The 25,882-nt window shown below is 72.7% G+C and carries 24 protein-coding genes and 1 pseudogene; 14 read left to right on the forward strand and 11 right to left on the reverse strand.

Going from position 1 to position 25,882, the window contains the following annotated elements:
- The first annotated feature begins 23 nt into the window (after positions 1 to 23).
- From ACWZEH_RS32185 to ACWZEH_RS32195, 3 genes are all read left to right on the forward strand, one after another.
- On the forward strand, positions 24 to 2,651 hold the full coding sequence (locus tag ACWZEH_RS32185; protein ID WP_456194579.1) for a PA14 domain-containing protein: 2,628 nt from the start codon (positions 24 to 26) through the stop codon (positions 2,649 to 2,651).
- A gap of 313 nt (positions 2,652 to 2,964) precedes the next feature.
- Positions 2,965 to 4,386 (forward strand): wax ester/triacylglycerol synthase family O-acyltransferase, encoded by a 1,422-nt coding sequence (locus ACWZEH_RS32190; RefSeq protein WP_456194580.1) that lies wholly within the window; start codon positions 2,965 to 2,967, stop codon positions 4,384 to 4,386.
- A 157-nt stretch (positions 4,387 to 4,543) separates the two neighbouring features.
- Positions 4,544 to 6,055 carry an SDR family NAD(P)-dependent oxidoreductase gene (locus ACWZEH_RS32195; protein WP_456194581.1) on the forward strand — a complete coding sequence of 504 codons (1,512 nt, stop codon included), beginning with the start codon at positions 4,544 to 4,546 and terminating at the stop codon, positions 6,053 to 6,055.
- 37 nt (positions 6,056 to 6,092) lie between these two features.
- Here ACWZEH_RS32195 and ACWZEH_RS32200 read toward each other — a convergent pair whose 3' ends face one another.
- Positions 6,093 to 6,545, reverse strand: a complete 453-nt coding sequence (locus tag ACWZEH_RS32200) for a hypothetical protein (protein ID WP_456194582.1) — start codon at positions 6,543 to 6,545, stop codon at positions 6,093 to 6,095.
- A 477-nt stretch (positions 6,546 to 7,022) separates the two neighbouring features.
- On the opposite strand from ACWZEH_RS32200, the gene ACWZEH_RS32205 reads away from it, so the two are divergent.
- On the forward strand, positions 7,023 to 7,196 hold the full coding sequence (locus ACWZEH_RS32205) for a hypothetical protein (protein ID WP_456194583.1): 174 nt from the start codon (positions 7,023 to 7,025) through the stop codon (positions 7,194 to 7,196).
- 62 nt (positions 7,197 to 7,258) lie between these two features.
- Entirely contained in the window at positions 7,259 to 7,741 is a 483-nt protein-coding gene (locus tag ACWZEH_RS32210; RefSeq protein WP_456194584.1) for a GNAT family N-acetyltransferase, read from the forward strand.
- Between the two features lie 18 nt (positions 7,742 to 7,759).
- Here ACWZEH_RS32210 and ACWZEH_RS32215 read toward each other — a convergent pair whose 3' ends face one another.
- Entirely contained in the window at positions 7,760 to 8,170 is a 411-nt protein-coding gene (locus ACWZEH_RS32215; RefSeq protein ID WP_456194585.1) for a VOC family protein, read from the reverse strand.
- Between the two features lie 251 nt (positions 8,171 to 8,421).
- Entirely contained in the window at positions 8,422 to 9,150 is a 729-nt protein-coding gene (locus tag ACWZEH_RS32220; RefSeq protein WP_456194586.1) for a FadR/GntR family transcriptional regulator, read from the reverse strand.
- Between the two features lie 172 nt (positions 9,151 to 9,322).
- On the opposite strand from ACWZEH_RS32220, the gene ACWZEH_RS32225 reads away from it, so the two are divergent.
- Genes ACWZEH_RS32225 through ACWZEH_RS32240 form a run of 4 tightly spaced genes read left to right on the forward strand, consistent with a single transcriptional unit; the run spans position 9,323 to position 13,333 of the window.
- Positions 9,323 to 10,696: an enolase C-terminal domain-like protein gene (locus ACWZEH_RS32225; RefSeq protein WP_456194587.1), complete on the forward strand. Its 1,374-nt coding sequence runs from the start codon at positions 9,323 to 9,325 to the stop codon at positions 10,694 to 10,696.
- A complete protein-coding gene (locus ACWZEH_RS32230) occupies positions 10,693 to 11,448 on the forward strand; it encodes an SDR family NAD(P)-dependent oxidoreductase (protein WP_456194588.1) in 756 nt (251 codons plus the stop codon). The genes ACWZEH_RS32225 and ACWZEH_RS32230 overlap by 4 nt, the downstream gene beginning before the upstream one ends.
- A complete protein-coding gene (locus ACWZEH_RS32235; protein ID WP_456194589.1) occupies positions 11,445 to 12,467 on the forward strand; it encodes an aldo/keto reductase in 1,023 nt (340 codons plus the stop codon). Before ACWZEH_RS32230 ends, ACWZEH_RS32235 begins: the two co-directional genes overlap by 4 nt.
- Before the next feature lie 26 nt (positions 12,468 to 12,493).
- A complete protein-coding gene (locus ACWZEH_RS32240) occupies positions 12,494 to 13,333 on the forward strand; it encodes an amidohydrolase family protein (RefSeq protein ID WP_456199956.1) in 840 nt (279 codons plus the stop codon).
- On the opposite strand, the gene ACWZEH_RS32245 is transcribed toward ACWZEH_RS32240, so the two are convergent.
- Complete coding sequence (locus ACWZEH_RS32245; RefSeq protein ID WP_456194590.1) at positions 13,321 to 14,757, reverse strand: lipase maturation factor family protein; 1,437 nt, start codon at positions 14,755 to 14,757, stop codon at positions 13,321 to 13,323. The two genes, ACWZEH_RS32240 and ACWZEH_RS32245, sit on opposite strands and share 13 nt — an antisense overlap.
- 91 nt (positions 14,758 to 14,848) lie before the next feature.
- Here ACWZEH_RS32245 and ACWZEH_RS32250 point away from each other — a divergent pair, with 91 nt between their 5' ends.
- A complete protein-coding gene (locus ACWZEH_RS32250; protein WP_456194591.1) occupies positions 14,849 to 16,990 on the forward strand; it encodes a SpoIIE family protein phosphatase in 2,142 nt (713 codons plus the stop codon).
- A gap of 84 nt (positions 16,991 to 17,074) precedes the next feature.
- A pseudogene (locus ACWZEH_RS32255) lies at positions 17,075 to 17,756 on the forward strand (Fpg/Nei family DNA glycosylase); the annotation flags it as partial.
- Between the two features lie 65 nt (positions 17,757 to 17,821).
- On the opposite strand, the gene ACWZEH_RS32260 reads toward ACWZEH_RS32255, so the two are convergent.
- The 4 genes from ACWZEH_RS32260 to ACWZEH_RS32275 form a co-directional block, all read right to left on the reverse strand.
- Positions 17,822 to 18,490 (reverse strand): anti-sigma factor family protein, encoded by a 669-nt coding sequence (locus tag ACWZEH_RS32260; RefSeq protein WP_456194592.1) that lies wholly within the window; start codon positions 18,488 to 18,490, stop codon positions 17,822 to 17,824.
- Positions 18,491 to 18,641: 151 nt separating this feature from the next.
- Positions 18,642 to 19,175: a hypothetical protein gene (locus ACWZEH_RS32265; protein WP_456194593.1), complete on the reverse strand. Its 534-nt coding sequence runs from the start codon at positions 19,173 to 19,175 to the stop codon at positions 18,642 to 18,644.
- A 136-nt stretch (positions 19,176 to 19,311) separates the two neighbouring features.
- On the reverse strand, positions 19,312 to 19,857 hold the full coding sequence (locus ACWZEH_RS32270) for a sigma-70 family RNA polymerase sigma factor (RefSeq protein WP_456194594.1): 546 nt from the start codon (positions 19,855 to 19,857) through the stop codon (positions 19,312 to 19,314).
- A gap of 584 nt (positions 19,858 to 20,441) precedes the next feature.
- Positions 20,442 to 20,876, reverse strand: a complete 435-nt coding sequence (locus ACWZEH_RS32275; RefSeq protein ID WP_456199957.1) for a MarR family winged helix-turn-helix transcriptional regulator — start codon at positions 20,874 to 20,876, stop codon at positions 20,442 to 20,444.
- 120 nt (positions 20,877 to 20,996) lie between these two features.
- On the opposite strand from ACWZEH_RS32275, the gene ACWZEH_RS32280 reads away from it, so the two are divergent.
- Positions 20,997 to 21,812 (forward strand): alpha/beta fold hydrolase, encoded by an 816-nt coding sequence (locus tag ACWZEH_RS32280; protein WP_456194595.1) that lies wholly within the window; start codon positions 20,997 to 20,999, stop codon positions 21,810 to 21,812.
- A gap of 40 nt (positions 21,813 to 21,852) precedes the next feature.
- Here ACWZEH_RS32280 and ACWZEH_RS32285 read toward each other — a convergent pair whose 3' ends face one another.
- A complete protein-coding gene (locus ACWZEH_RS32285; RefSeq protein WP_456194596.1) occupies positions 21,853 to 22,314 on the reverse strand; it encodes a universal stress protein in 462 nt (153 codons plus the stop codon).
- A gap of 117 nt (positions 22,315 to 22,431) precedes the next feature.
- On the opposite strand from ACWZEH_RS32285, the gene ACWZEH_RS32290 reads away from it, so the two are divergent.
- Complete coding sequence (locus ACWZEH_RS32290; RefSeq protein WP_456194597.1) at positions 22,432 to 23,271, forward strand: polysaccharide deacetylase family protein; 840 nt, start codon at positions 22,432 to 22,434, stop codon at positions 23,269 to 23,271.
- Positions 23,272 to 23,325: 54 nt separating this feature from the next.
- On the opposite strand, the gene ACWZEH_RS32295 is transcribed toward ACWZEH_RS32290, so the two are convergent.
- Positions 23,326 to 23,994 carry a class F sortase gene (locus ACWZEH_RS32295; protein WP_456194598.1) on the reverse strand — a complete coding sequence of 223 codons (669 nt, stop codon included), beginning with the start codon at positions 23,992 to 23,994 and terminating at the stop codon, positions 23,326 to 23,328.
- 333 nt (positions 23,995 to 24,327) lie between these two features.
- Between ACWZEH_RS32295 and ACWZEH_RS32300 the strand changes: the two genes are divergently transcribed.
- A complete protein-coding gene (locus ACWZEH_RS32300; RefSeq protein ID WP_456194599.1) occupies positions 24,328 to 24,825 on the forward strand; it encodes a hypothetical protein in 498 nt (165 codons plus the stop codon).
- A gap of 91 nt (positions 24,826 to 24,916) precedes the next feature.
- Here ACWZEH_RS32300 and ACWZEH_RS32305 read toward each other — a convergent pair whose 3' ends face one another.
- Positions 24,917 to 25,357 carry a hypothetical protein gene (locus tag ACWZEH_RS32305; RefSeq protein WP_456194600.1) on the reverse strand — a complete coding sequence of 147 codons (441 nt, stop codon included), beginning with the start codon at positions 25,355 to 25,357 and terminating at the stop codon, positions 24,917 to 24,919.
- Positions 25,358 to 25,882 lie beyond the last annotated feature (525 nt).

Genomic DNA, 25,882 nt, shown 5'->3' on the forward strand with positions numbered 1-25,882 from the left:
CCTTCCTCACAGACGGAGGATCCGTGCGCATCAGACGACTCAGAGACCGTTTCACCCTCTTCCTGGCCGCCGCGCTGGGAGTCGCAGGGCTCACCGCCACCGGCCAGAGCGCGACCGCGGCCGAGGAGGGCCCGGTGGAGATACACGGACTGAAGGGCGAGTACTACACGCAGTCCGCCTCCGGCGCCTTCGACTTCCACGAACTCAGGGCCACCGCCTTCGACCCGCACCTCGACTTCGACAACCTGGAGCCGCGGCTGAACTTCACCACCGGCCGGTCGGACGACGTCAGCGTCCGCTGGACCGGGAAGATCGTGCCGGAGAAGACCGGCGCGCACACCTTCTCGATCATCGGCGACAACGGCTTCCGGCTGTGGATAGACGGCCGACTCGCCATCGACCACTGGGTCGACGACTGGGACCGGGAACAGAGTGCCGAACCGGTCGAGCTGACCGCCGGCCGGGCTCACGAGATCAAGGTCGAGTACTTCGAGCACTACGGCGGCTCCAACCTCCACCTGCGCTGGACCGAGCCCGGTGGCACCAAGGAAGCCGTACCGCAGTCCGCGTTCCGCCTGCCGGACGGCTTCGAGTACGACGGCGCCCTCGCCGCCACCGTCCTCGGTTCCGGACGCACCCTGAAGCTCGACTTCCCGAGCCCGCTCGCCGTGCCCCCGGACGGACTCGCCGACCACGTCGACGCGGTCATCGGCGGCGCGCAGTGGCCGCTGACCGGCGCCGAGCGGGACCCGGCCGACCCCAGGGCCCTGCTCGTCACGCTCGGCGAACCCGTCGTCGGCAACAGGACGGGCACCGCCCGCGGCACCGCCGACGTCCGCTACGACGGCCAGGGCGGCCTGGCCACCGCCGACGGCGACCGGGTGGACGCGTTCATGAGCAGCGGGCCCAACCGCTCCACCCACGAACTCACCACCAAGTGGGCCGACGAAGTGGGCCCGGACAACGCCCTCCCCGAGTATCCGCGCCCCCAGCTCACCCGTGACCAGTGGCGCAACCTCAACGGGCGGTGGCAGTTCGCAGCTGCCGAGGAGGGAGAGCAGCCGCCCGTCGGGAAGACGCTGGGGGAGCGCATCCTCGTCCCGTACCCGGTGGAGTCCCGGCTCTCCGGCATCCAGCGGCACGAGGACCGCATGTGGTACCGCCGCACCTTCACCGTCCCCCGCGACTGGCGGATCGGCTCCGGCAAGCGGCTGCGGCTGAACTTCGGCGCGGTCGACTGGCGGTCCGAGGTGTACGTCAACGGTACGAAGGTCGCCGCCCACGAGGGCGGGTACGACAAGTTCAGCGCCGACGTCACCGACGCGCTGAAGCCCGGCCGCACCCAGGAACTCATCGTCGGCGTGTACGACCCCACCGACGCCGCGAACGGCGAGAACCCGCCGCTCGGCAAGCAGCGCCTGGACCCCAGCGGCATCTGGTACACGCCCAGCTCGGGCATCTGGCAGACGGTCTGGATGGAGCCGGTCGCCCGTGACCACGTCGACTCCCTGGAGCTGGTGCCCGACGTGCCCGGCGAACGGCTCATCGTGGAGGCGAAGGGTGTCCGCGACGGCGTGCCGGTCAGGGCGACCGCGTACGACGGACGGCGCAAGGTCGCCACGGCGACCGGCCGCACCGGGGAGGAGCTGGACCTGAGGATCGCGAACCCGCGGCTGTGGTCGCCCGACGACCCGTTCCTGTACCGGCTCGAGGTGACCGTCGGCACCGACCGCGTCGGCAGCTACTTCGGGATGCGCTCGATCGCCGTCGAGGAGATCGACGGGGTGCCGCGTACGGTCCTCAACGGTGAGCCGGTCTTCCTGATGGCCACTCTCGACCAGGGCTTCTGGCCCGACGGTCTGCACACGGCGCCCACCGACGAAGCCCTCGCGTACGACCTGCGCGTGCACAAGGAGCTCGGGTTCAACTCGGTGCGCAAGCACATCAAGGTCGAGCCGGACCGGTGGTTCTACTGGGCCGACCGACTGGGTCTGATGGTGTGGCAGGACATGCCCTCCATGAGGGCCGGGGTGAACCCCGACGCCTCGTCCCGCGCCCGCTACGAGCGCGAGATGAAGCAGATGATCGACGAGCACCTCAGCAGCCCGTCCGTCGTCATGTGGGTCACCTTCAACGAGGGCTGGGGCCAGTACGACGTCGGCCGCATCGCCGAACAGGCCAAGGCCTGGGACCCGTCGCGCCTGGTCAACAACCAGTCGGGGCTCAACCTCGGCGCCGACGGCAACGCCGGCGACATCATGGACGAGCACGGCTATCCCAGCCCGGCGCTCCCACCGGGCCCTGACGGACGGCGCGCCCTGGTCACCGGTGAGTACGGCGGCCTCGGTCTCGCGGTGCCCGGTCACGCCTGGGCGGTCCAGCAGTCGTACGTCGACGTCGACCCGGAGACCTACACCGAGGACTACCTCACCAAGCTCGACGAGGTACGGGACCTGGTCTGCCGGGGCAGCAACGGCGCCGTGTACACGCAGATCTCGGACGTGGAGGGCGAGCTGAACGGCCTGCTCACCTACGACCGACGCGTACTGAAGCCGGACGTGGTCCGGGTGAAGGCCGCTCATGACGCCCTGATCCGGGACGCCTCGCGCGCGCAGCCCGCGGGGTGCCCGGCACGGGGTGCCGCGAGGTGAGCGGTTCCCCCGGCGGCTCGCGCCCGTCCGGGTGGCGTTCGTTCCCCCGGGCGCCGTTGCGGGTCCCGTCCCCGGAGCCACGCCGGATGCCGCCCGTATGGCGTGCCAGGAACGGGTTCTGACGCTCCGTCGGAAGGTTTCGGCCGTACCGCGGTGACACCGTCCGCCCTTTGGGCTCCGCCCCTCCCGCCGGTCCGGCGGGAGGGGCGGAGGCGTAATCTGATGTTAACTGTGTGTGTTGAGATCGCACTTGACCGTAATCGGTCACGGACGGTTGACTGCTGATCCCCCGTCGTCGACGCGAGGCAAGCCCGTGAACGCAGACCTGCTCGCTCCTCTCGACCTGGCGTTCTGGAACATCGAGTCCGCCGAGCACCCCATGCATCTCGGGGCCCTCGGGGTCTTCTCGGCCCGTTCGCCCGCCGCGGCCGCCCACGCCGCGGATCTGCTCGCCGCCCGCGCCGCAGCCGTGCCCGGCCTGCGCATGCGCATCCGCGACGTGTGGCGGCCCCTGGCCACGCGACCCTCCTCCCCGTCGGCCCCGCGCCGCCCGCTCGCCACCGCGCTCGACGCCGCCCTCCGCCGGCCGCTCGGCTCCGTGCTGCGCGGGACGCTCGCCTTCGGCGGCGCCGAACGGGAGACCGACCCCGGCTTCGACCCCCTGAACCACGTCCGGCTGCACGCCTCCACCGCCGACTTCCAGACGGCGGCGGGCCGGCTCATGGGACACCCCCTGGAGCGCACCCGGCCGCCCTGGGAGGCCCATGTGCTGCCGGGGGAGGACGGCGTCTCCTTCGCCGTCCTGTTCAAGTTCCACCACGCCCTCGCCGACGGCCTGCGAGCCCTCACCCTCGCCGCGGCCCTGATGGACCCGATGGACCTGCCCACCCCCCGGCCGCGCCCCGCCGCGCCCACGCGCGGACTGCTCCCGGACGTGCGCGAGGTGCCCGGCCTCGTCCGCGGAGCACTGTCCGACGCGGGCCGGGCCCTGGACATCGGCGCCTGTGTCGCCCGCTCCACCCTCGACGTGCGCTCCTCGCCCGCGCTCACCTGCGAACCCAGCGGCACCCGCCGCACCGCCGGAGTGGTCCTCGACCTCGACGACGTGCACCGGATCCGCAAGAGCGTCGGCGGCACCGTCAACGACGTGCTGATCGCCGTCGTCGCCGGCGCCCTGCGCCGTTGGCTCGACGAGCGCGGCGACGGCAGCGAGGGCGTCGCCCCGCGCGCCCTCGTCCCCGTCTCCCGGCGCCGTCCCCGCACCGCGCATCCCCAGGGCAACCGGCTCTCCGGCTACTTGACGAGACTTCCGGTCGACGAGGCGCAACCGCTCACCCGCCTCGCCCTGGTACGCACCGCCATGGACCGCAACAAGGACGCGGGGCCGAACCGGGGCGCCGGCGCCGTCGCCCTGCTCGCCGACCACGTTCCGCCGCTCGGCCACCGGCTCGGCGGACCGCTGCTCGGCCAGGCGGCCCGGCTCTGGTTCGACGTCCTGGTCACCAGCGTGCCGCTGCCCGGCTTCGGACTGCGGCTCGGCGGCGACCCGCTCGGTGCCGTCTTCCCCTTCGCGCCGCTGGCGCCCGGACACTCCCTGGCGGTCGCCGTCTCCACCTACCGCGGACACGTCCACTACGGACTGGTCGCCGACGGTGCCGCCGTCCCCGACCTCGACCGGCTGGCCGCCGCGGTGACCGACGAGGCGCAGACGCTCCTCACCGCATGCGACGCCTGACCGGCCGCCGCGGCCACCACCGCGCCCGTCACCGTCCCCCACTCCGACCGCAGGCCGGTACGGGTTTGGCGCTGCGGCCCGGCGCTTTGTAAAATCGCCCGTTCGACAGCGGGCGCGACCGGAGCGCCGCCACGGCAGACCAGGAACGGCAACGGCGATGACGGTGACAGAGGACGGCCCCCGGGCCACGGACACGGTGGCTCACGGGGACACCGTGGCACGCGAGGACGTGGTGGCACACGGGCCCGGCATCGACCCGGAGCGGCTGGCCGTGTGCCTCGACGTGCTCGCGGAACTCGACACGATCGACATCGACCACCCGGACGCGATCACGGTCCGCCGCGCCACCTCGCACATCTACCGCATGGTCAAGCAGCGCCGCCGCCAGGAACGCCGGGCCGCCAAGACCGCCCACGACAAGGCGGTCACCGAGGCCACCGCCACCGGCTCCGCCGAGCGCATCGACGACGAGACGGAAGGCATCCTGCCCTCGTCCCGTACCGAGGAGGGCACGGTCGCGGGGATACTCCAGCGCCCCCGCTCCTGCTACGTCTGCAAGCAGCGGTACGTCGAGGTCGACTACTTCTACCACCAGCTCTGCCAGAAGTGCGCCGCCGAGAACCGCAGCCGCCGGGACGCCCGCGCCGACCTCACCGGCAAGCGCGCGCTGCTCACCGGTGGCCGGGCCAAGATCGGCATGTACATCGCGCTGCGGCTGCTGCGCGACGGCGCCCACACCACCATCACGACCCGCTTCCCGAACGACGCCGTTCGCCGTTTCAAGGCACAGCCCGACAGCGACCAGTGGATCGACCGGCTGAAGATCGTCGGCATCGACCTGCGCGACCCGGCCCAGGTCGTCGCCCTCGCCGACTCGGTGTCCGCCGCCGGCCCGCTGGACATCCTGATCAACAACGCCGCGCAGACCGTACGGCGTTCCCCGCAGGCCTACAGCGAACTGGTCGCCGCCGAGTCCGCGCCGCTGCCCGCCGGTGAGCTGCCCGCCGCCGAGGTGATCGGCGGCTTCGGCTCCGGCGCGGTGGCCGAGCTCCCGGTCGCGGGCTCCGGCGCGCTCACCGCACAGGACGTCACCGGCCTCGCCCTGGTCTCCGGGTCGGCCTCCCTGGAGCGGATCGCGGCGGGCACCGCGATCGACGCCGGCGGCCTGGTCCCGGACCTGCACGACACCAACAGCTGGGTGCAGACGGTCGAGGAGGTCACCCCGGTCGAACTGCTCGAGGTCCAGCTCTGCAACTCGACGGCGCCGTTCCTGCTCATCAGCAGGCTGCGCCCGGCGATGGCGGCCGCGGCGGCGAAGCGGACGTACATCGTGAACGTCTCCGCCATGGAGGGCGTCTTCGACCGCGGCTACAAGGGCGCGGGCCACCCGCACACCAACATGGCCAAGGCCGCCCTGAACATGCTCACGCGTACCAGCGCCCAGGAGATGTTCGACAACGACCGCATTCTGATGACGGCCGTCGACACCGGCTGGATCACCGACGAGCGGCCCCACCCGGACAAGATCCGCCTCGCGGACGCCGGCTTCCACGCGCCGCTGGACCTGATCGACGGCGCGGCCCGCGTCTACGACCCCATCGTGCGCGGCGAGGCGGGCGAGGACCTGTACGGCGTCTTCCTGAAGGACTACGCGCCCGGCAGGTGGTGACACGGCCACCCGGCGGCCGGCGGGGCCGGCGGGGTAGTCAGTCCAGCGCGCCGAGCCGGGAGTTGCGCGCCGCCAGCAGCTCCAGCACCGTGCGCCAGTCCTCCAGGACCCCGGCGTCGAAGCAGGCGGTACGGGCCTCCTCGTCCGCCGTGCGCAGGGCGAGGAGGTCGTCCTCCTCGCCCCGGAGGCCGTGCCGGGGCCGGCGGCGGACCAGGTCCGCCACCCGCTCGCCGAGCAGCGCGCGCACCGCGTCCGCGGCCCGGTCGGCCCGTGCGGCGGGCCCGCCCGGCTGCAGCAGCCGGCCGACCGGCAGGACCAGCCCCGCTGTCTGAAGCTCCTTGTCGGCGGGGCGTCCCCGGCGCAGCAGCGCGGCGGTGCGCAAGGCATGGTCGTACGCGTCGACCGGGGCCCCGCCGGGAACAGGTACGTCCCGGGCGCCCCGGCAGGCGTACAGCAGGTCCATCAGCTCCTCGACACTGCGCAGCTCCATGCGCCGGTCCTCCCGGAAGACAGCCGTTCTGCCGTACGGCAGCACACCATGACGAGCTTGCGTGCCGGCCAACAGGACCTGAACTGCGCCATGACCGTTCGACCTTCTCGAAAACGTGGACAGCCCTGTAGTCCGATCGAGTGATCGGCCGCAGTGGCCCCCATGGTGAAATAGGGGCATATGGGGGCGGAATGAGTACGGTCCGGCAGGGGATCGTTACATCGAGTTTTCAGCCCCATCGAGCAGGGGTCCGCTCATTTGGCTAATCTGAGGCGGACGGGCAGCAGTAAAGGGTCCTACCCACACCCACCGGTCCGTCATGGGACACGCCGCTTCACAACGGCCTGCTCTCCTACGATCAACCGGCGCCACCGCGTCCGAACGGCTTTCGCATCATGCCCGAGCGGACGTACGACGCGGGCGCGGCAGGACCGGCGCGGCACGTCCCGAGGGTGACCGACACATAAGGAGTGCGCGGTGACACCGGAGAAGACCAACGCGGAGCAGCCCGTCAAGGAACACCCCGAGCGGGCGGGCCGCCCGGCCGGCGAGCTCGGCAGCCTCGACGTGTGGGCCAGGTCGGCCCCGATCCGCCTGGCGGGCTACGAGGACGACCTCGCCGAGCCCCATATCCTGCCCAGCGTCGACTGACACCGGCCCTGCCCCGCGCCCCGCGTGATCGTAGGGTGCGGGAGCGTGCCAGACTCGCGCCCATGCCGATCAGGGAAGCAGTCGCCGACGACTGGCCACGCATCTGGCCGTTCTGGCACCGCATCGTCGCCGCGGGCGAGACGTACACCTGGGACCCGGACACCTCCGAGGAGGACGCCCGGGTCCTGTGGATGAACCCGGCGAAACAGGTGTACGTCGTCGAGGACGACGCCGGAGCGGTCGTCGCCTCCGCCTACCTCACCCCGAACTACGGCGGCCCGGCGGCCCGGATCGCCAACGCCGGCTTCATGGTCGACCCCGGCCACGCCGGCCGGGGACACGGCCGCGCCCTCGCCGGGCATCTGCTGGACGAGGCCCGCGCGGCCGGATACCGGGGCATGGTGTTCAACGCCGTAGTCGAGACCAACCCCGCCGTACGGCTGTGGACCTCCCTCGGCTTCACGATCCTCGGGACGGTCCCCGGGGCGTACGAGCACCCCCGGCACGGACGGGTCGGTCTGCATGTGATGTACCGGGCGCTGTGAGCCGGCCGGCGGCCTCGCTCAGGGGCGGGCGTAGGGCCGGGTCATGATCTCCAGGTTGTGGCCGTCCGGGTCGTCGAAGTAGGCGCCGCGACCTCCGAAGAGGCGGTTGATCCTGCCGGGTTCGGTGTGGTGCGGGTCGGCGTAGTAGGTGACCCCGACCGCCTCCAGGCGGGCGATCATCGTGTCGAACCGGTCCTCGGGGACGAGGAACGCGTAGTGCTGCGACTGGATGGGCTCGTCGCGCTGCTCGTAGTAGTCGAGGGTCACGCCGTTGCCCAGGTCGACGGGCAGGAACGGGCCGAAGGGGGCGCCGACCTCCAGCCCCAGGATCGCGGAGAGGAACTCCGCCGACAGACGGCGGTCGCGGACGAGGACGGCGATGTGGTTCAACTGGACGGTCGTGGTGGGTGGCTCGGGTATGGCGGGCATGGCCTCTTGGTCTCCGGGTGTCGGTTTCCGTCGGGGACGCCGCGCGGGGCGCGGCGGGGAGCGGGAAAGGAACGCGGAGAGGAGGGCGGGGCACGAGCGTGGCCCCGTGCCCGGCCGGGCGTGAGCGGGGACACCCCCGCCCGGCTCACGCCGAGGCCGGGAGCGTCTTTCGTGTGTGGCCCAAGGCCGACCCGGCAGTCACCCGTCCGACGATAGCCGTGCGCCGCTGATCACCGCAACAACCGGCCCGGTCAGTCGTCCAGTTGGGAGCGCAGCCACTGTTCGACCTCGCCCACGTGGGCCGCTGCCGCCGCTCGCGCGGCCTCCGGGTCGCGGGCGGCCAGGGCGCGGTGGATCGCGGCGTGTTCGCGACGGGTACGGGCGAACGCGCCCTCCTCCTGGTAGCCGCGCCAGACCCGGGCCCGGAAGGTGCGGGACGACAGGCCGTCGAGGATCGCGGCCATCGTCCCGTTGCCCGCCGCGGCGGCGATCTCGCGGTGGAAGGCAAGATCGTGGGCGAGGATCTCCTCCGGGTCGTCGGTGGTGTTCATCGCGGCCAGGTGCCTGGCGACCTCGGCCAGCTGGTCCGGCGTGATCCGCGCTGCGGCCAGCGCGGTCGCCGTCGACTCCAGCGCCCGGCGCACCTCGAGCAGTTCGACAAGACGCGGCCCCCGGGACAGGTCGGCCACGACCCCGAAGGTCTCCAGCAGGTCACCGGCCTCCAGCCGCGTCACGTAGATGCCCGAGCCGTGCCGGGCCTCGAGCACGCCCAGCACCGTGAGTGCGCGGATGGCCTCCCGCATCGAACTGCGGGAGATGCCCAGCCGGACGGCGAGGTCCCGCTCGGTGGGCAGCCGCTCGCCCGGCTGCAGCCGCCCTTCGCGGATCATCTCCTTGATCCGCTCGATGGCGCGCTGCGTCACGGTGCCCTTCCGCGGGGCCGAGCCGGTGCCCGTGTCCCCGGTCGCGGTCTCGTCCACGCCCCTCCTCCCGTCGTCGGTGCGCGCAGTCTAGTCATCATGGTGGTCCGACCACTGAGGGTGCAGGGGTGCTTGAATCACGGCTCAGGGGTGTTGTATCCCGTAAGTGGTCTGATAAATATGCGCCAGGAACGACCGCGTGCCGCTTCCGCCATCCACCGAAAGGCTTTTCGTGCCCCCGACTCCCGCCCGTGTCACCGCCGTCGACACGTACGACGTCCGGTTCCCCACCTCGCGTGAACTCGACGGCTCCGACGCCATGAACCCCGACCCCGACTACTCGGCGGCCTACGTCGTTCTGCGCACCGACGCCGCCGACGGGCACGAGGGGCACGGATTCGCTTTCACCATCGGGCGGGGCAACGACGTACAGGTCGCCGCGATCGAGGCGCTGCGCGGACACCTGGTCGGCCGGCCCGTCGACGAACTCTGCGCCGACCCCGCCGTCCTGAACCGCGACCTGACCGGCGACAGCCAACTGCGCTGGCTGGGCCCCGAGAAGGGCGTGATGCACATGGCGATCGGCGCGGTCGTCAACGCCGTCTGGGACCTGGCCGCCAAACGCGCGGACAGACCGCTGTGGCGGCTGCTCGCCGAGGCCGAACCCGAGTGGCTGGTCCGGCAGATCGACTTCCGCTACCTCACCGACGCCCTCACCCCCGAGGAGGCCCTGACCCTCCTGCGCCGCGGCCGCGAGGGCGCCGGGGAACGCACGGCCCGGCTGCTGGCGCGCGGCTACCCCGCGTACACCACCTCACCCGGCTGGCTCGGCTACGACGACGACAAGCTGACCCGGCTCGCCGTCCGCGCGGTCGCCGACGGCTTCGGCCAGATCAAGCTCAAGGTCGGCGCCGACCTCGAGGACGACATCCGCCGCTGCAGGGCCGCCCGCGCGGCCGTCGGCCCCGGTATCCGCATCGCGATCGACGCCAACCAGCGCTGGGACGTGGACGAGGCGATCCGCTGGACGAAGGCGCTCGCCATGTTCGACCCGTACTGGATCGAGGAGCCCACGAGCCCCGACGACGTGCTCGGCCACGCGGCGATCCGGCGGGCCGTCGCCCCGGTGAAGGTGGCCACCGGCGAGCACGCCCACAACCGGATCGTCTTCAAACAGTTCCTCCAGGCCGGCGCCCTCGACATCGTCCAGATCGACGCCGCCCGCGTCGGCGGCGTCCCCGAGAACCTCGCGATCCTGCTGCTCGCCGCCAAGTACGCAGTGCCGGTGTGCCCGCACGCCGGCGGCGTCGGCCTGTGCGAACTCGTGCAGCACCTGTCGATGTTCGACTACGTGGCCCTCTCCGGCACCACCGAGGACCGGGTGATCGAGTACGTCGACCATCTGCACGACCACTTCCTCGACCCCGTGGTGATCCGCCAGGGCCACTACACGGCACCCACCGCACCGGGCTTCTCGGCCGCCATGCGCCCCGAGTCCCTGGCCCGGTACACCTATCCCGACGGCGCCTTCTGGGCCGCCGACCCCGGCACCCGGCCCGGCACGGATTCCTCCGGCACGACGAACGAGAAGGAGCGGGTGGCATGAGCGACTTCGAGGGTCTGACGGCCCTGGTGACCGGCGGCGCCTCCGGTATCGGCCGGGCCACCGCGGACCTCCTCGCCGCGCGCGGCGCCCGGGTGGCCGTCCTCGACCTGGACCCGTCCGGCGTTGCGGCGCCCCTCACCGGACACCGCGCCGACGTCACCGACGACGCCTCGCTGCGCGCGGCGGTGGCCGCCGCCGTCACCGGCCTCGGCGGGCTCGACGTGCTGGTCAACAACGCCGGCATCGGCGCTCGGGGAACCGTCGAGACCAACTCCGACGACGAGTGGCACCACGTCTTCGACGTCAACGTCCTCGGCATGGTCCGCACCGCCCGCGCCTGCCTGCCGCACCTGAGGGCGTCCGCGCACGCGGCGATCGTCAACACCTGCTCCGTCGCTGCCACCGCGGGCCTGCCCCAGCGGGCCCTGTACAGCGCGACCAAGGGCGCCGTCCACTCGCTGACCCTCGCCATGGCCGCCGACCACGTCCGCGAAGGCATCCGCGTCAACTGCGTCAACCCGGGCACCGTCGACACGCCCTGGATCGGCCGCCTGCTCGACGCGGCCGACGACCCCGCCGCCGAACGCGCCGCACTCGAGGCCCGCCAGCCCACCGGCCGCCTCGTGACGGCCACCGAGGTCGCCGCAGCCATCGCCCACCTGGCGAGCCCGCTGTCCGGTGCCACCACCGGCACGGCCCTCGCGGTCGACGGCGGCATGCAGGGCCTGCGACTGCGCCCGGCAGCCCGGTGAACCGGCTCGGCCGCAGCGGCGTCGAGGTCACCTCCCTGGGCTTCGGCGCCGCCGGTATCGGCAACCTGTACACCGAGGTCGGCGAGGACACGGCGCACGAGGCGGTGCAGGCCGCCTGGCAGCGCGGCATCCGCTTCTTCGACACCGCCCCGCACTACGGCCTCGGCCTGTCCGAACGCCGCCTCGGCGCCGCCCTGCGCGCCCACCCGCGCAGCCGGTACACGGTGTCCACCAAGGTCGGCCGCCTCCTCGAACCCGCCGGCACCGGCGGCGACGGCCTTCCACCGGACCTGGCCCACGGATTCGCCGTGCCCGCGACCCACCGCAGGGTCTGGGACTTCAGCGCCGACGGCGTACGGCGCGGCCTGGAGGCCAGTCTGGAGCGCCTGGGCCTCGACCGCGTCGACGTCGTCCACCTCCACGACCCCGACGACCACGCCGAACAGGCCTTCCGCGAGGGCTATCCGGCGCTGGAGAGGCTCCGCTCCGAAGGCGTGGTCGGCGCGATCGGCGCGGGCATGAACCAGACCCGTATGCTCACCCGCTTCGTGCGCGACACCGACGTCGACGTGGTCCTGTGCGCGGGCCGCCACACCCTGCTCGACCAGAGCGCGCTGAGAGACCTGCTGCCCGCCGCGCAGGAACGCGGCATCTCCGTCGTCATCGGCGGCGCCTTCAACTCCGGCCTGCTCGCCGACCCGAAGCCGGGCGCCACCTACGACTACGGCAGCGCGCCACAGGAGTTGCTGGACCGCGCCCGGCGGTTGCAACGGGCGGCCGAACGCCACGGCACCACCCTGCGCGCCGCCGCCCTGGCCTTCTGCGCCGCCCATCCGGCTGTCGCGAGCGTCCTGGTCGGAGCCCGCTCGGCGGCCGAAGTCCACGACTGCGCCGACCAGTTCACCGCCTCCGTACCGACCGCTCTGTGGCAGGAACTGCGCACCACAGGCCTCCTGCCGCCCGAGGCCCCTGTTCCGGCCGAGGAGTGGGTGGGGCAGTCGCCGAGGGAGCTGCCGTGACTCCTGCCGACATGCTCCCCGACGCGGTGACCGTCGACGCGCACCACCACGTCTGGGATCTGGCCGCCCGCGACCAGGGCTGGATCACCGGCCCCCGGCTTCAGCCCCTGCGACGCGACTTCACGATGGACGACCTGCTTCCCGAGGCCCGCGCGGCCGGGGTGCGCCGTACCGTCCTGGTCCAGACCGTCACCGTCCCCGAGGAGACCCCGGAGCTGCTGGCCCTGGCCGCCGCGCACGACCTGATCGCCGGGGTCGTCGGCTGGACCGACCTCACCCGCCCCGGCCTCGCCGACGAGCTGGCCCGGCTGCGTGAACAGCCAGGCGGACGGTTCCTGAAGGGCATCAGACACCAGGTCCAGGGCGAGCCCGATCCCGACTGGCTGCTGCGGAGCGACGTACAGCGCTCCCTCGCCGCCGTGGCCGACGCGGGACTGGTCTACGACCTGGTCGTCCAGCCCCATCAGCTCCCCGCCTGCGTACGCGCGGCGGGGTCGCTGCCCCGGCTCACCTTCGTCCTCGACCACGCCGGCAAGCCGCCCGTCGCCTCGGGCCGGCTCGAACCCTGGGCCCGTGACGTCCGCGCCCTGGCCGCGCTGCCGAACACGGTCTGCAAACTCTCCGGCCTGGTCACCGAGGCCGACCCGGCCGCGTGGAGCGTCGACGGGCTGCGCCCGTACGCCGATGTCGTCCTGGACGCCTTCGGCCCCGGACGGCTGATGTTCGGCTCGGACTGGCCGGTGTGCACCCTCGCCGCGTCCTACGGTGACGTACTGGCCGCCGCCCGCGTACTGACCGCCGGCCTCGACGCCACCGGACGAGGGGAGGTCTTCGGAGCCACCGCCACCCGCGTCTACGGCCTGTGACCCGCCCCCGCCAGCCGGGTCGGCGGCAGATACTCGCGCACATACGTCCGCTCCCAGCACGCCCCCGTCTCCCGCAGCTCGCGCCAGGTCGTGTACCGGTAGCGGAACAGCCGGGCACGGACGTACCGGGGCGGCGCGCCCGGCGGGAACGGGGAGCGGCGCAGCAGCCGCAGCGTGTCGCCGTCCCCCTCCAGCAGCCGCTCCACCAGCGCGCCGAACCACGGCCCGGCGTAGGACGGGGACAGCGCGGCGAACCACATCATCCAGTCGAGCCGCAGATGGTACGGCGCGAACTGCCGCGGCCAGCGCCGGGGATCACCCGGCTTGCCCCGGAACTCGTACGCAAGCCAGTGCGAGTCCCTCCGGGGCTCGTCGTCCGCGGTGCCCTCGATCACCACCTCGTACCGGACCCGGCTGACACTGCCGAACGCCCCGTAGCTGTTGACCAGGTGGAGCGGGTCGAAGGACCGGTTCATCACCTGGCGGCGGGAGAGCATGTTGCGCACGGGACGGTAACCGAGGGCGAGCAGCAGCGCGGACACCGCGAGGACGACGACCACGTACCACAGCGGGGCGCCGGCCGCGTCCGGCGGACCGGCGGGGAACGCAGGCACGGGGAACGCGACCGCCGACAGGGCCAGCACGATCGTGATCCAGTTCAGCCAGGAGAAGTTGCCCGACAGCACCAGCCACAGCTGCGTGAGGACCATCAGCGCGGCGGCGGCCGTGGCGACCGGCTGCGGGGCGAACAGCAGGAACGGCACGGCCAGCTGGGTGACATGGTTCGCGGCCGCCTCGACCCGGTGCAGCGGCTTCGGCAGATGGTGGAAGAACCAGCTCAGCGGCCCCGGCATCGGCTGGGTCTCGTGGTGATGGTCCAGGCAGGTGAGCTCGCGCCAGCAGGCGTCGCCGCGCATCTTGATCAACCCCGCGCCGAACTCGACCCGGAACAGCACCCACCGCAGCAGGAACAGCACGACCACCGGCGGCGCCACCTCGTCGTTGCCGAGGAACACCGCGAGGAAGCCGACCTCGAGCAGCAGCGACTCCCAGCCGAAGGCGTACCAGGTCTGCCCGACGTTGACGATCGACAGGTACAACGCCCACGGCACCAGCCACAGCAGCATTCCGGCCCACAGCGGAAGCCAGGAGTCCACTCCCGCGAGCAGCGCCGCCGACACCGCGCAGCCCGTCCAGGCGCATCCCGCGAAGAACCGGTCCGAGTAGCGCGCCTGGAACAGACTGGGCGCCCGCGCGAACGGGGTCCGTTCCACGAACCGGGGCACCGGCAGCATCCCGCGCTCGCCGATCAGCGCACGGAACTGCAGCACCGCCGTCAGGAAGGCGACCAGGTACAGCCCGGCCAGCGCCCGCTGGAAGACCAGCCGGCTCAGCCAGTAGTCGGACGCGGTGAACCAGTCCACAGCGGTGCGCTCCCTTCCCGCCCATTGTCCGCCCCGCCGGCTCCGGGGCATCCCGGTCGAGGAATCGGGCGAATCCTGACAAGGTGGGTCCATGGCTGATCGGGGAGCGAGCGCCCTGTCACTCCCGGACGACTGGCCGGACCACCCGGATCCGATCCTGGCGCTCAACCACATGGGCAGGTTCGACTGGGACCTGGACACCCGGGTGATGCTGATGGACGCCCAGGCCCGTGACGTCTTCGACCTGCGCCCCGACGAATCCGAGGCTCCCGACGTGCTGGCGACCCGGATCCCGCCCGCCGAGGCCGTGCGCCTGGACACCGCCGTCTCGCAGGCCCTGAAGGACGGAAGCGAGAACTACGGCGTCTACTTCCGGGTCCGCCGCCGCGACGGCACCCTGCGCTGGACCCACGTCCGCGGCTGCATCCGCCGGGACGTGACCGGAGTGCCCCGCCGCATTCTCGGCATCGTCCGGGACGCGACGGAGGAACTCGGCGACAGCGAGGCCAGAGGGGAACAGGCCTCCCAGGAGGACGCCCTGCGCCGGCAGACCAACATCGTCCAGCTCACCACGGCCGCCCTCGCGCACGCCCGCACCGTCCAGGACGTCATCGACGTCGTCAAGGACACCCACGGCCTCACCCTTCTGGGCGCCACCAGCCTCGTCATGGGCCTGGTCGAGGCCGGCCGGATCCGGCTGGTCGCCGAGGGACCCGTCGGCAGCTTCGTCCCGGGCACCCGCATCACCCGGATCGACGAGCAGTACCCGATGAGCGAGGCCGTACGGACCCTGAGCCCGCGCTTCATCGAGTCGCCGGAGGAGTTCGCCGAACGCTACCCGGTGCTGTGGCCGCACCTCGCCGACCTGCACATCACCTCGGCGGCCTACCTGCCCCTCATCGTCCAGACCCGCCCCATCGGCGCCATGGGCCTGCTCTACAGCGACCGGCGCGGCTTCACCCCCGAGGAGCGCAACATCCTCGTCGCCCTGTGCAGCAGCATCGCCCAGAGCATGCAGCGGGCCATGTTCTACGAGCAGGAGATGGACCTCGCGCAGGGACTCCAGCAGGCCATGCTGCCCCGCACCATCCCCAGCGTGCCCGGCGCCGACATCGCCGTCCGCTACCGTGCGGCCAGCATCGGCGGTGGCCTCGGCCGGGACATCGGCGGGGACTGGTACGACCTGATCCCGCTGCCCGGGGGCCGGGTCGGCGCAGTGATCGGCGACGTCCAGGGCCACGACACCCACGCCGCCGCGGTCATGGGCCAGCTGCGTATTGTGCTCCGGGCCTACGCCGCCGAAGGGCATCCGCCGGCCACCGTGATGGCCCGTGCCTCCGTCTTCCTGCACGAACTCGACACCGACCGCTCCGCGACCTGCCTGTACGCCGAGGCCGACCTGTCCACCGGCGTCCTCCAGGTGGTCCGGGCCGGCCACATCGACCCGCTCGTCCGGCGTGCCGACGGCGTCTGCCACCGCGTCCACGTGCCGGGCGGGCTGCCGCTCGGCCTGTCCGCCGAGTTCGGCCGGCTGGAGTACCCGGTCGGGACGATGGAACTGGACCCCGGCAACCTGCTGCTGCTGTGCACCGACGGCCTGGTCGAGGAGCCCGGTGCCGACCTCGACGACGGCATCAAGACCCTCTCCGCGCTCGTCACCACCGGACCCGACGACGTACGCGAGCTGGCCGACCGGCTCATCGACGTGGCCGAGGAGCGCGATGTGGACGACGACGTGGCCCTGCTCCTGCTGCGCCGCCGCCCGCCGGACAGCCCGCGCGCGGGAGGCCGGCTGCAGCAGCACGTCGCCCCCGGCGACCCCGAGGCCCTCACCGAAGCCCGGCGCATGGTCCGCGCCGGGGTCGGTGCCTGGGGCACCGGGGACCGCGCCGACGAGATCGAACTGGTCGCCGACGAGCTGATCACCAACGCCCTGATGCACACCGAGGGGGCCGCCGTCGTGACCCTCCGGGTGCTCACCGGCGGCGAGCGGCGGCTGCGCGTCGAGGTCGCCGACTCCTCCAGCGCCCTGCCGCGCCGCCGTGAGGCGGGGGAGTCGGGGGTCTCGGGGCGGGGCCTGCTCCTGGTCGAGATGCTCGCGGACGAGTGGGGCGTGGAGGCGCGCGGCGGAGGCAAATGCGTATGGTGCGAGTTCTCGGTGGCCAAGGCCTCCGAGAACGGTGACGGTGCCCGTGCCGCCGACGCCGACGGCACGGGGCACGGCTCCCGCTGACCGGTCCGGTCCAAGGGGGGGCACTCCGGACGTGCACCGGAACTTCCCGAGGCCGAGGCGCCGCGGACGTTCCTCGCCGAGCAGCTGGTGGGCCACGGGAGCGTCCGCGTCATGCCCGGGGCGATCGGCGTCCTGAAGACCTACCGCCCGCCGCTCACGGCCGTCGAGGGTCAGGAGGCCACCGCCGCGCACCGGCGCGGTAAGGCCCTCGTCCCGGTGACGGACGGTGGCCCCCACCTCGTCACCCAGCCGGCCCGCGCGGGGCGGCTGCGCCGGAAGGACCCGCTGCCCGGCGGACTGCCGCGCCCCGGCAAGGGGCCGCTCGTGCCGTGTGTGGTGCTGGAGCCCGGGGCGGACTTCGACCTGACGGAGGCCGGCACGCAAAAGCGCCTCGCGGTGCACGTCGTGGCGGACCCGGGGCAGGCCCCGGGCACCGGGAACGCCTACAGCGACGGGATCCCGCACGCGGCGCGGACGTCCCCGTCCGGACCGGTCGCGTCCCTCAACCCCGCAGGAGACCACCGGGCTTCGCCGGGCGCTGCGGACCACCCTCACCGAAGGGGTCGGGCGCGCGCACGGGCTCACCACCGGGCGGCTGGAGGCCGGGAAGAAGAGCGGCCCGCGGGGCCCACGGCCGCACCGGCGAGGCGTGCCCGGTGTGCGGCGAAACCGTCCGCGAGGCCGCGTTCAGCGACTCCTCGCCGCGGTACCGCCCCACCTGCCGGACCGGGGAAAACCCCTGGCGGACCGCAGACCCTCCCGACTGCCGGGACGGCCCCGCGTCCGGCAGCAGGCGGGGCCGGTGACCCGGGGTTTCCGGGACTCCCCGGGTCACCCGGGCTTCAGTGTCACCAGGTGCTCGCCGTCGGCGGAGCGCAGCTCGTAGCGGTCGACCTGCCCGGCGTGCAGGGTGGAGCCGCCCGTCATGGTGTTGGGGCGGGCGTCGTGACGGGGCACGCTCCAGCTGGTCACGGTCTCCTCGGAGCCGTCCTGCCCGACCACCACCAGCCGGCAGACACGGGGCCCCGCGCCGTCCTTGACCTTCAGCTGCAGCCGGCTGCCCCAGTCCTCGTCCGCCGTCGTGATCTCCGCCCACACCCCCGACCGCTCATCGGTCGCCACGATGCTCGCGGGCGCCTGCCCGCCGGCCTGCCCGCCGCCGCCCGACGACAGCACGGCGAGCGCCGGCGCGGTGGTCGCGAGCACCACCGAGGCGGCCAGTGCGAACAGCAGCCGACGGCGCACCGCCCGGTTCCGGATCGCCACCTCGGACAGCAGCCGGTCCAGCATCCTCGGGCCCGGCTTGGGCATCGGGTGCGTCAGCGGCGGGGTGGAGCGCCGGTACAACATCAACTGCCTTGTCGTGGCCCCGAATTCGGTCACCTGTGCAGCGCAGCTGGGGCACTCCATGAGGTGGTCCTCGAAGCGGAAGGCCTCCGCCTCGTCCAGCACGCCGAGCGCGTACGCGCCGACGTCGCGATGCCTTTCCAGGGACCTCATGCCGAATCCTCGTGCCGTTGGGTGTGGGTGGGGTTACTCCTTGCTCCCACCGGTACGCACCAGGCAGTCGATTCACTCAAGCCGCGTGCCGAATCGTAACCAAAGGATTCGGAGCCCTCCGGCCCGCGGATTGGTCCGATTCACCGGAAGGCTAAAAAAGGTGGATGGCGAGGTGCCCGAGCGGCAGCCCGAGCTGCCACGCGGGCGTCCACACCTTCGGCCCCTCGTCCTCCCCGGCCCCCGCGACGCCGCCCGGCACCGCGTTCAGATCGGGTGCCAGCAGCTCCGTCTCCTGCAGCCACCGCCAGGCCGACCGGGCGAGTTCCAGGCCGGGATCCGCCGAGGCCCGGCCGGTGGTGGCCGCGGTGGCGGCGGCGTCCGCGGTCAGGTCCCCCAGGCGTCCCTCCACCCACTCCTGCCACGGCTGGTCGTACGCGGTCAGCGACAGCCAGGTCTCCAGCTGGGTGATCACCCGGATGCCGGAGAGCTCTCCGGCGGTGTCGGACAGGAAGACGGTCAGCGCCAGCGCCTCCCGGCCGGCCCGGAACTCGAAGGACGTCGTCGGCATCAGATCGCCGCTGCGCAGCAGTTCGTCGGCGATGTACTCGGCGTACAACCAGGCCATGGGGACGGTCAGTTCGCCGTCGCCCGTGCCGTCGGTGCTCTCTTGACCTCTGTGCGGCATCCCTTGCAGCCTTCCTCCGGTACGTGCGCGTCGCCCGAACCCGGGCCCCCGGTCCGCAGCACGGATGAGGACAGCCGATTACCCGACAGGGGTCGTCTGCAAGGCGCTTTACGGAGGTTTGACCTGGCCGCCGGTTTCACCGCAGGTCGGCGGCGTATCCCGGAAGCACCCGGCGCAGGGCGCGCAGCGCGTAGTACGCGCGGGACTTCACGGTACCGGGCGGTATGCCCAGTGCCGCCGCGGCCTCCGCCACACTCGCCCCCTGGAAGTACACGAGCACCAGGACTTCACGGTGCTCCGGCGTGAGAGTCTTCACAGCCTGGCGGACATCGAGCGCCGCCGCGGCCCGTTCGGCGTGGTCGGAGGCCACCCGCGCGTTCTCCAGCACCGCGTCGCCGACCTCGGGCGGCCGGGCCTGCCGCGCCCGCCGCGCGTCGATGGCGAGCCGTCGGCCCACGGTCATCAGCCAGGGCCGTACGGACTCGAAGTCGTCGGCACGCAGCGCCTCGGGATGCTGCCAGGCGCGTACCAGCGTCTCCTGGACGAGATCCTCGGCGCGCTGCCGGTCCCCGTCGCAGAGCCGGAGCAGCAGTGCGAAGAGAGGCCGGCCGTGCTCGCGTTGCAGGGCGGCGAGTTCGTGCTCGGCGGTTGTCCCGTTCATGAGTGTCATTCCGGCCGTCATGGCGGTATGGCAACGTACGGCGCCCGCCGGGGACAGAGAGCGCACAACGGCGTGCGGCGGGCGGTCGATCGCGTCGACGAACGGTTCGACGAACGGTCCCGGTGGCCGTTCACGCGCGCCGGGCGGCATGAAGGCGCTTTTCGGGAGCGTGTCGGAGCAACGAGGCCGGGGAAAGGGCTTCTTGCGCATTTGTCAGTGGTTGTCAGTGGTTGTCAGTGGGTAGGACGGCAGGACACCGCATGCCGGGATGAAGCGGTGACCGCAGGCGGCAGGCGGACGGCCCTCGCCCCCGCCCTCGTCCCCGCCGCGGGTGCCACCCGGCAGGCCCGGGAGCACCGGCCGCCGGAATCCGGCCATCCGGGTCCCCCGGCCGCGCGGGGCCGTGGCTTCACCGGGTCCCCCGGGGGCGTACCGCCGCACAGCTCGGCCATCGACCGCGCACGCTTCGACGCCGGCCGCGCCGGCGTCCCCGCGCTCCCGCCCGAGGTCTCGCCGTCACTCCGTCCACGACCGCATCCGGAACGTGGTGCTGAGCCGAGGCGCGGCCAAGGGCCTCATGGCCATGGGTGAGCAGCCCGTACCGGTCAAGGCGACGATCGGTTCACGTCCACGGTGTCGAACAGGGTCAGCATCTGCGCGAGGACGCGTACGCAGGTGCGCAGGTCGGCGTCCGTGAGGTCCCCGCCGACCTCCCGCAGTACGGCGTGCTCACGGGCGACGACGGCGGCGATCGCCGTCCGGCCCTCGTCGGTGAGCCGGATCAGCGGCGACCGCCGGTGGGCGGGGTTGGGGGTGCTCTCCACCAGGCCCCGCGCGGCGGCGTCGTTGACCATGCGTTGCACGAACTGACGGCTGATCGCCTGCGCGCGGCCCATCCGGGGCACGGTCGTCGGGCCGTGCTTGTACAGCAGGTCGAGCACGGCGCGCACCCCGACGGACAGGCCCTCGACGGCCTCGCCCTGCTCGACCTCGCGCTGCACCCGGCGGTACAGCGGGCCGACCAGATCGAACACCTCCATCAGGCGCGGGCCGAGTTCGTCGGGCGGAAGGGGCTTGTCGGTGTCGTTGCCGGTGTCGTTCACCCACTCATCATGACACCTTGGTTGTCAAAATTCATCAGGGATGACACCCTGGTTGTCATGAATACGGTTTCGGGACTCCGGTACTTCACCTCCTCCGACGGTGACCTCGCCTACCACGACAGCGGTGCGGGAGACCTGGTCGTCCTCCTGCACTCCGGCTTTGTCGACCACCGGCTCTTCGAGGGGCAGATCCCGGCCCTCGCCGCCCACCACCGGGTGATCGCGCCCGACGTACGCGGCCACGGCTTCTCCGCCAACGCCACGGAATCCTTCCGCTGGGCGGACGACCTCGCCGCCCTGCTGCGCCACCTCGACGCGGGGCCGGCGGTCCTGGTCGGCGTGTCGATGGGCGGCGCCATCGCGACCGACACCGTCCTCGAACATCCGGATCTGGCACGCGCGGTCGTTGTCTGCGGGGCGGCCACCAGCGAGTTCGAGTACACCGATCCGTGGACCCGCCGGATCCAGGCCGAGTTCGCGCGCACGCTGGGCACCGGTGACATCGAGGGCTGGCTGAACGCCTTCGTGCGGGTCGCGGCGGGTGAGCACCGCGGCGCCGACGGCGTCGGCCCCGACATCCGGCGCCGGCTGCGGGAGATGGCGCTGCACACGATCTCCAAGCACACTCCGGACGAGAGGGACCGGCGTGTCCCCGTCACCGGCACCTGGGACCGTGTGCCGGCGATCGACGTGCCGGTGCTCGCGGTCAACGGCTCGCTCGAACCCGCCGACCTGACCGCGGCGGCCGAGCGTCTCGTCCGCGGCGTACGCGACGGCCGCTCCGCCACCATCGAGGGGGCGGGACACTACGCGTGCATGGAACGGCCCGAGGTCTTCAACGAGATCCTCCTCGGCTTTCTGCGCACCCTCTGATGCCGCCCGCCCTCCCGCGAACCTTCTGACACGGCGGTACCTACGGCACCACCGTCACCGGCCAACGCCCCGCCTTCACCAGCCGGACCGCCACCGACCCCATGAACCGGTGGCCCGCCTGCTCCGAGGCGCCCACCACCACCACGTCCGCCTTGAAGTCGTCCGCGGCCTTCACCATGCCGTTGTACGGGTCGCCGCGGAACGTGTGGAACTCCCAGCGGAAGTCGAAGACACCCCGCACCTGCTCGGACGCCTCCCTGACCTGCCTCACCAGGCCCTCGGCGATTTCGTCGGCCGCCTCCGCCACCGGCGCCCCGAGCGCCGCGCCCGCCGCCCCTACCGGCCGCACGTACACGACGGCGAGCAAGGAGTGCTGACGCCGGGCCATACCGGAGGCGTAGGCCGCCGCCCGGAGGGAGGAACCGGAGCCGTCCACTCCGACCACGATCACCTTCGGGCCGTCCGTGCCCCGTTCGAACCGTGCCGAGCGCTTCTCCGTCACGGCGCCGAGGCTATCGGACGCCTGTGCGGTGGCCGTACTGGGCCGAGCGAGTGGAAAGGCCCCGCCGTACCGGTGTCGGGGAGGTCCACCCGCCACCGGGCGGGCGACTGATGAGTCATGCAGAAGGATCAGTTGCTCACGCGGCGCCGGGCCCTGCTCACCGGCGCCGCCGTCGTGGGGGCGGCCGGCACGGCCGGACTCCTCGCGACGGGTTCCGGCACCGACGCGGCACGTCCCGCCACACCCGCCGCCGGAGCCCAGGCCGCAGGCCGCCCGCTCAAGCCCTCGGCGTACCGCCTCAGACCCCTCACCGGCTACGGCTCGTCCCAGGCACTGCTCGGCAGAACCCAGGTGCGGAGCGCACCGCTGCTGCGCGTGTCCGGACGGGGCAGCACCATGGTGCTGACCTTCGACGACGGGCCCGACCCGCGCTACACCCCGCACATCCTCGACACACTCGCCGCGTACGACGTCCGCGCGATGTTCTTCGTGTGCGGGGAAATGGTCTCCCACAACAAGGACCTGCTCGCCCGCATGGCCGACGAGGGACACGTCGTCGGCAACCACACCTGGTCCCACCCCCTGCTCACCCGGCTGACCCGCGGCAGGATCCGCTCCGAGATGGAACGCACCTGCGACATCATCGAGGAGGGGTACGGTGAGCGCCCCCAGTGGTTCCGCGCACCCTACGGAGCCTGGAACCGCGCCGCCTTCCAACTCGGCGCAGAACTGGACATGGAACCGCTCGCCTGGACCGTCGACACCCTCGACTGGACCAGCCCCGGCACCCGCACCATCGTCGACCGGGTGGAGAACGGCGCCGCCCCCGGTGTCGTGGTGCTCTCGCACGACGCCGGGGGCGACCGTTCCCAGAGTGTGCGGGCCCTGCGCGCCTACCTGCCCGAACTGCTCGACTCCGGCTACCGGGTGACGGTGCCCCGCCGGCAGTACGTCTGAGCGCGTACCGCCCCGTCGGCCGGTCCCGTCCGCCCGGCCGGCGGGGCCGGCCGCTCAGCGGACCTCGGCGAGGCGGGCGAAGACGACTACGTTCCCGTCGTAACCGTCCTGCTGGGTGAAACCACCGCCGCAGGTGATGACCCGCAGTTCCGCCGCGCCCTTCGAGTTGTAGACCCGGTCACCGGGAAAGTCGTTCTTCGCGAAGACCTCGATGCCGTAGATCTCGAACACCGCGGTCTTTCCGTCCCTGCGCTCGATCTCGACGCGACTGCCCTTCTCCAGAGCCCCGAGCCCGTAGAAGACGGCCGGCCCCAGATGGTTGTCGACGTGGCCGACCACGACCGCCGTGCCCTTCTCGCCGGGGGTGACCCCACCGGTGAACCAGCCCGCCAGATTGGGGTCCTCGGGCGGCGGCGCGTCCACCCACCCCTCCGCGTCCAGGCCCACCGCCATCAGCGGCGCGTCCACCTGGATCGCCGGAATCCGGACCTGGCCCGGAACCGAGTACGGCAGCGGTTGCGCCGCCGCGGCCGTGGCGGCACCCGGCACCTGGCTGTCCGTGGCGGTGGCACCGGCGGGCTGCGGCGGTCCCTCGTCGAACTCCCCCGAACCGTTACGGATGAGCGCGAGGCCGGTGAGCAGAACCAGCGCTATCACGCCCCACGGAGCACGCTTCTTCCGCCGCGCCTCCTCTTCGAATTCGGCCGGTTCGAAAGCAGACATTCGCTTTTCCCCTCTCGACACGGCCGTCGCCGTATCACTCGCGCATGGCAGAAACGCTAGAGGCGGCGCGGAGAACCGGCGACGGGACGAAGGCGAACGGGTGGCCGCGCGGTGATCGGTAAGCCATCCGGGGTGCCGCCGAACGAAGATCTTCTGACGGTTCGTGACCTGCGGTGATATCCGAAACCACGGATGTGGGCGGGCCGCGGCCTCACCAGGACGGACCATCGCCGAAATGCGCGCAGGGGCAGGGCGACTGAGGGTCTTGCTGGGAGGCGCTTTCTCGCCGATCGACCGGGGACCGGCCCCGGGGCGCCTTCCGCGGAGGAACACATGCGAAAGTCACGTGCCCTGGCGTCCGTCGGCGCCGCGGTCGCCGTCCTCGGGCTCGCCGCCCCGGCCGCCGTCGCGGACGGCGGCCGGGTCCCCAGCCCGTCCAACATCGTCGCCCTGCCCAGCGTCATCGCCCGTGGCGGCCAGCTGACGATCACCGCCGACGGCTGCCCCAACGGTGGCCACGCCACGTCCAACGCCTTCCCGAGGACCGAGCTGACCCCGGTCCACGGCGCCGGCGACACCGCGAAGGGCACCGCCACCGTCAACGACGACGCCCGCCCCGGCTCGTACGACATCACGGTGCACTGCTCCGGCCGGAGCCTGACCCGGCCGGCCGCCTTCACCGTCATCGGCGGGGTCCGCGGCGGCCTCGGCGGCAGCAGCACCGACGGTGCGACCCCGACCGACATGGCCATCGGTGGTGGACTGGTGGCAGCCGCGGCCGCAGCCGGCGGTGTCTTCTGGATGCGTCGCCGCGCCGAGAAGCAGTTCTGAGCCGACCCTTTCCAGCGGCCGTTTCGCACGTGTGACTGGAGGCCGCGCCCCGGGTCCCCGACCGGACCCGGGGCGCGGTCGTGCGGGGCCGTCAGGTGCCGTCCCGTGCACCGTCGCGGCGGGTGAAGCGGTACGCGGCACCCGCCGAGCCCGTGACGAGTGCGGCGCCGAGCCCGGTCTCGCCGACGTCGAGTCCGGCCGGACTGCCGCCCTCCCCGGCGTGCGCACCCCTCGGGTGCCCGCTCGAGCCCCGGATTCCGCTGGCAGCGAGGGGAGCGGTACGGGGCCGCCACCGGCGACGGCCGGTCTCGTGGTGCCGGTGACACCCCCCACGAGTGAACGCCACCTGGTGGACCGCGCCGGGCCTGGCGTCCCGGTACGCCGTCGTCGTCGCCCTCGAACGCTCCCCCGGGACGGTCGTCGTGTCGAGGACCGGTGAGGAGACCGTCACGCGCCCCCCGCACTCGCCGTCGGCCCGGTCCACCCACAGGGTGGCCCGGTCGCCGGGCTCGACGAGGGGCGGGCCGGACACCGAAGCCGAACGGTGTGACATCGCCGCCCGCCGCGACAGCACCCGGCGCGGCGGCGAGTACCAGGGCACTGACGCTCAGGAGTGCGGCGGAAGCGACGCGTATCGCGTGCATGGCGAGTCCTCCGGGTCCCGAGGAGCGGCGGCGGACCTGTTCCGCTCGCGCCAGGAATGCGCCTCGATGTCCGAAACGCTAGGAAGTCGCACCGGGTGGCGCGATCGCAGTCGCGCGAACGGGTCACTTCTGTGGGCCGCACGAGGGACCACCGATGCTGCGGGAGGGGGACGCGCACGGCGTGGCGCACGCCCCCGGGACCGGAACCGTGGTGCGGGCCGGGCGGGCCCTGGGGGCCTGTCCGGCGGATCATGCCGAAGAGGTGGGGTCCGGCACGCCCGTCCGCGGCGTTGTCGTCGGTTGCCGACTCCCCGGGCTCCCGGCTCCGCTCGGGCAGGGAGGACCCCCCATCGCGTCGGCGCCCTCCTCCGCCTCGCGGCCGAACGCACCGGACCCCACCCGCCCAGGCCGGA

This window comes from Streptomyces yamdrokensis, assembly GCF_053890455.1.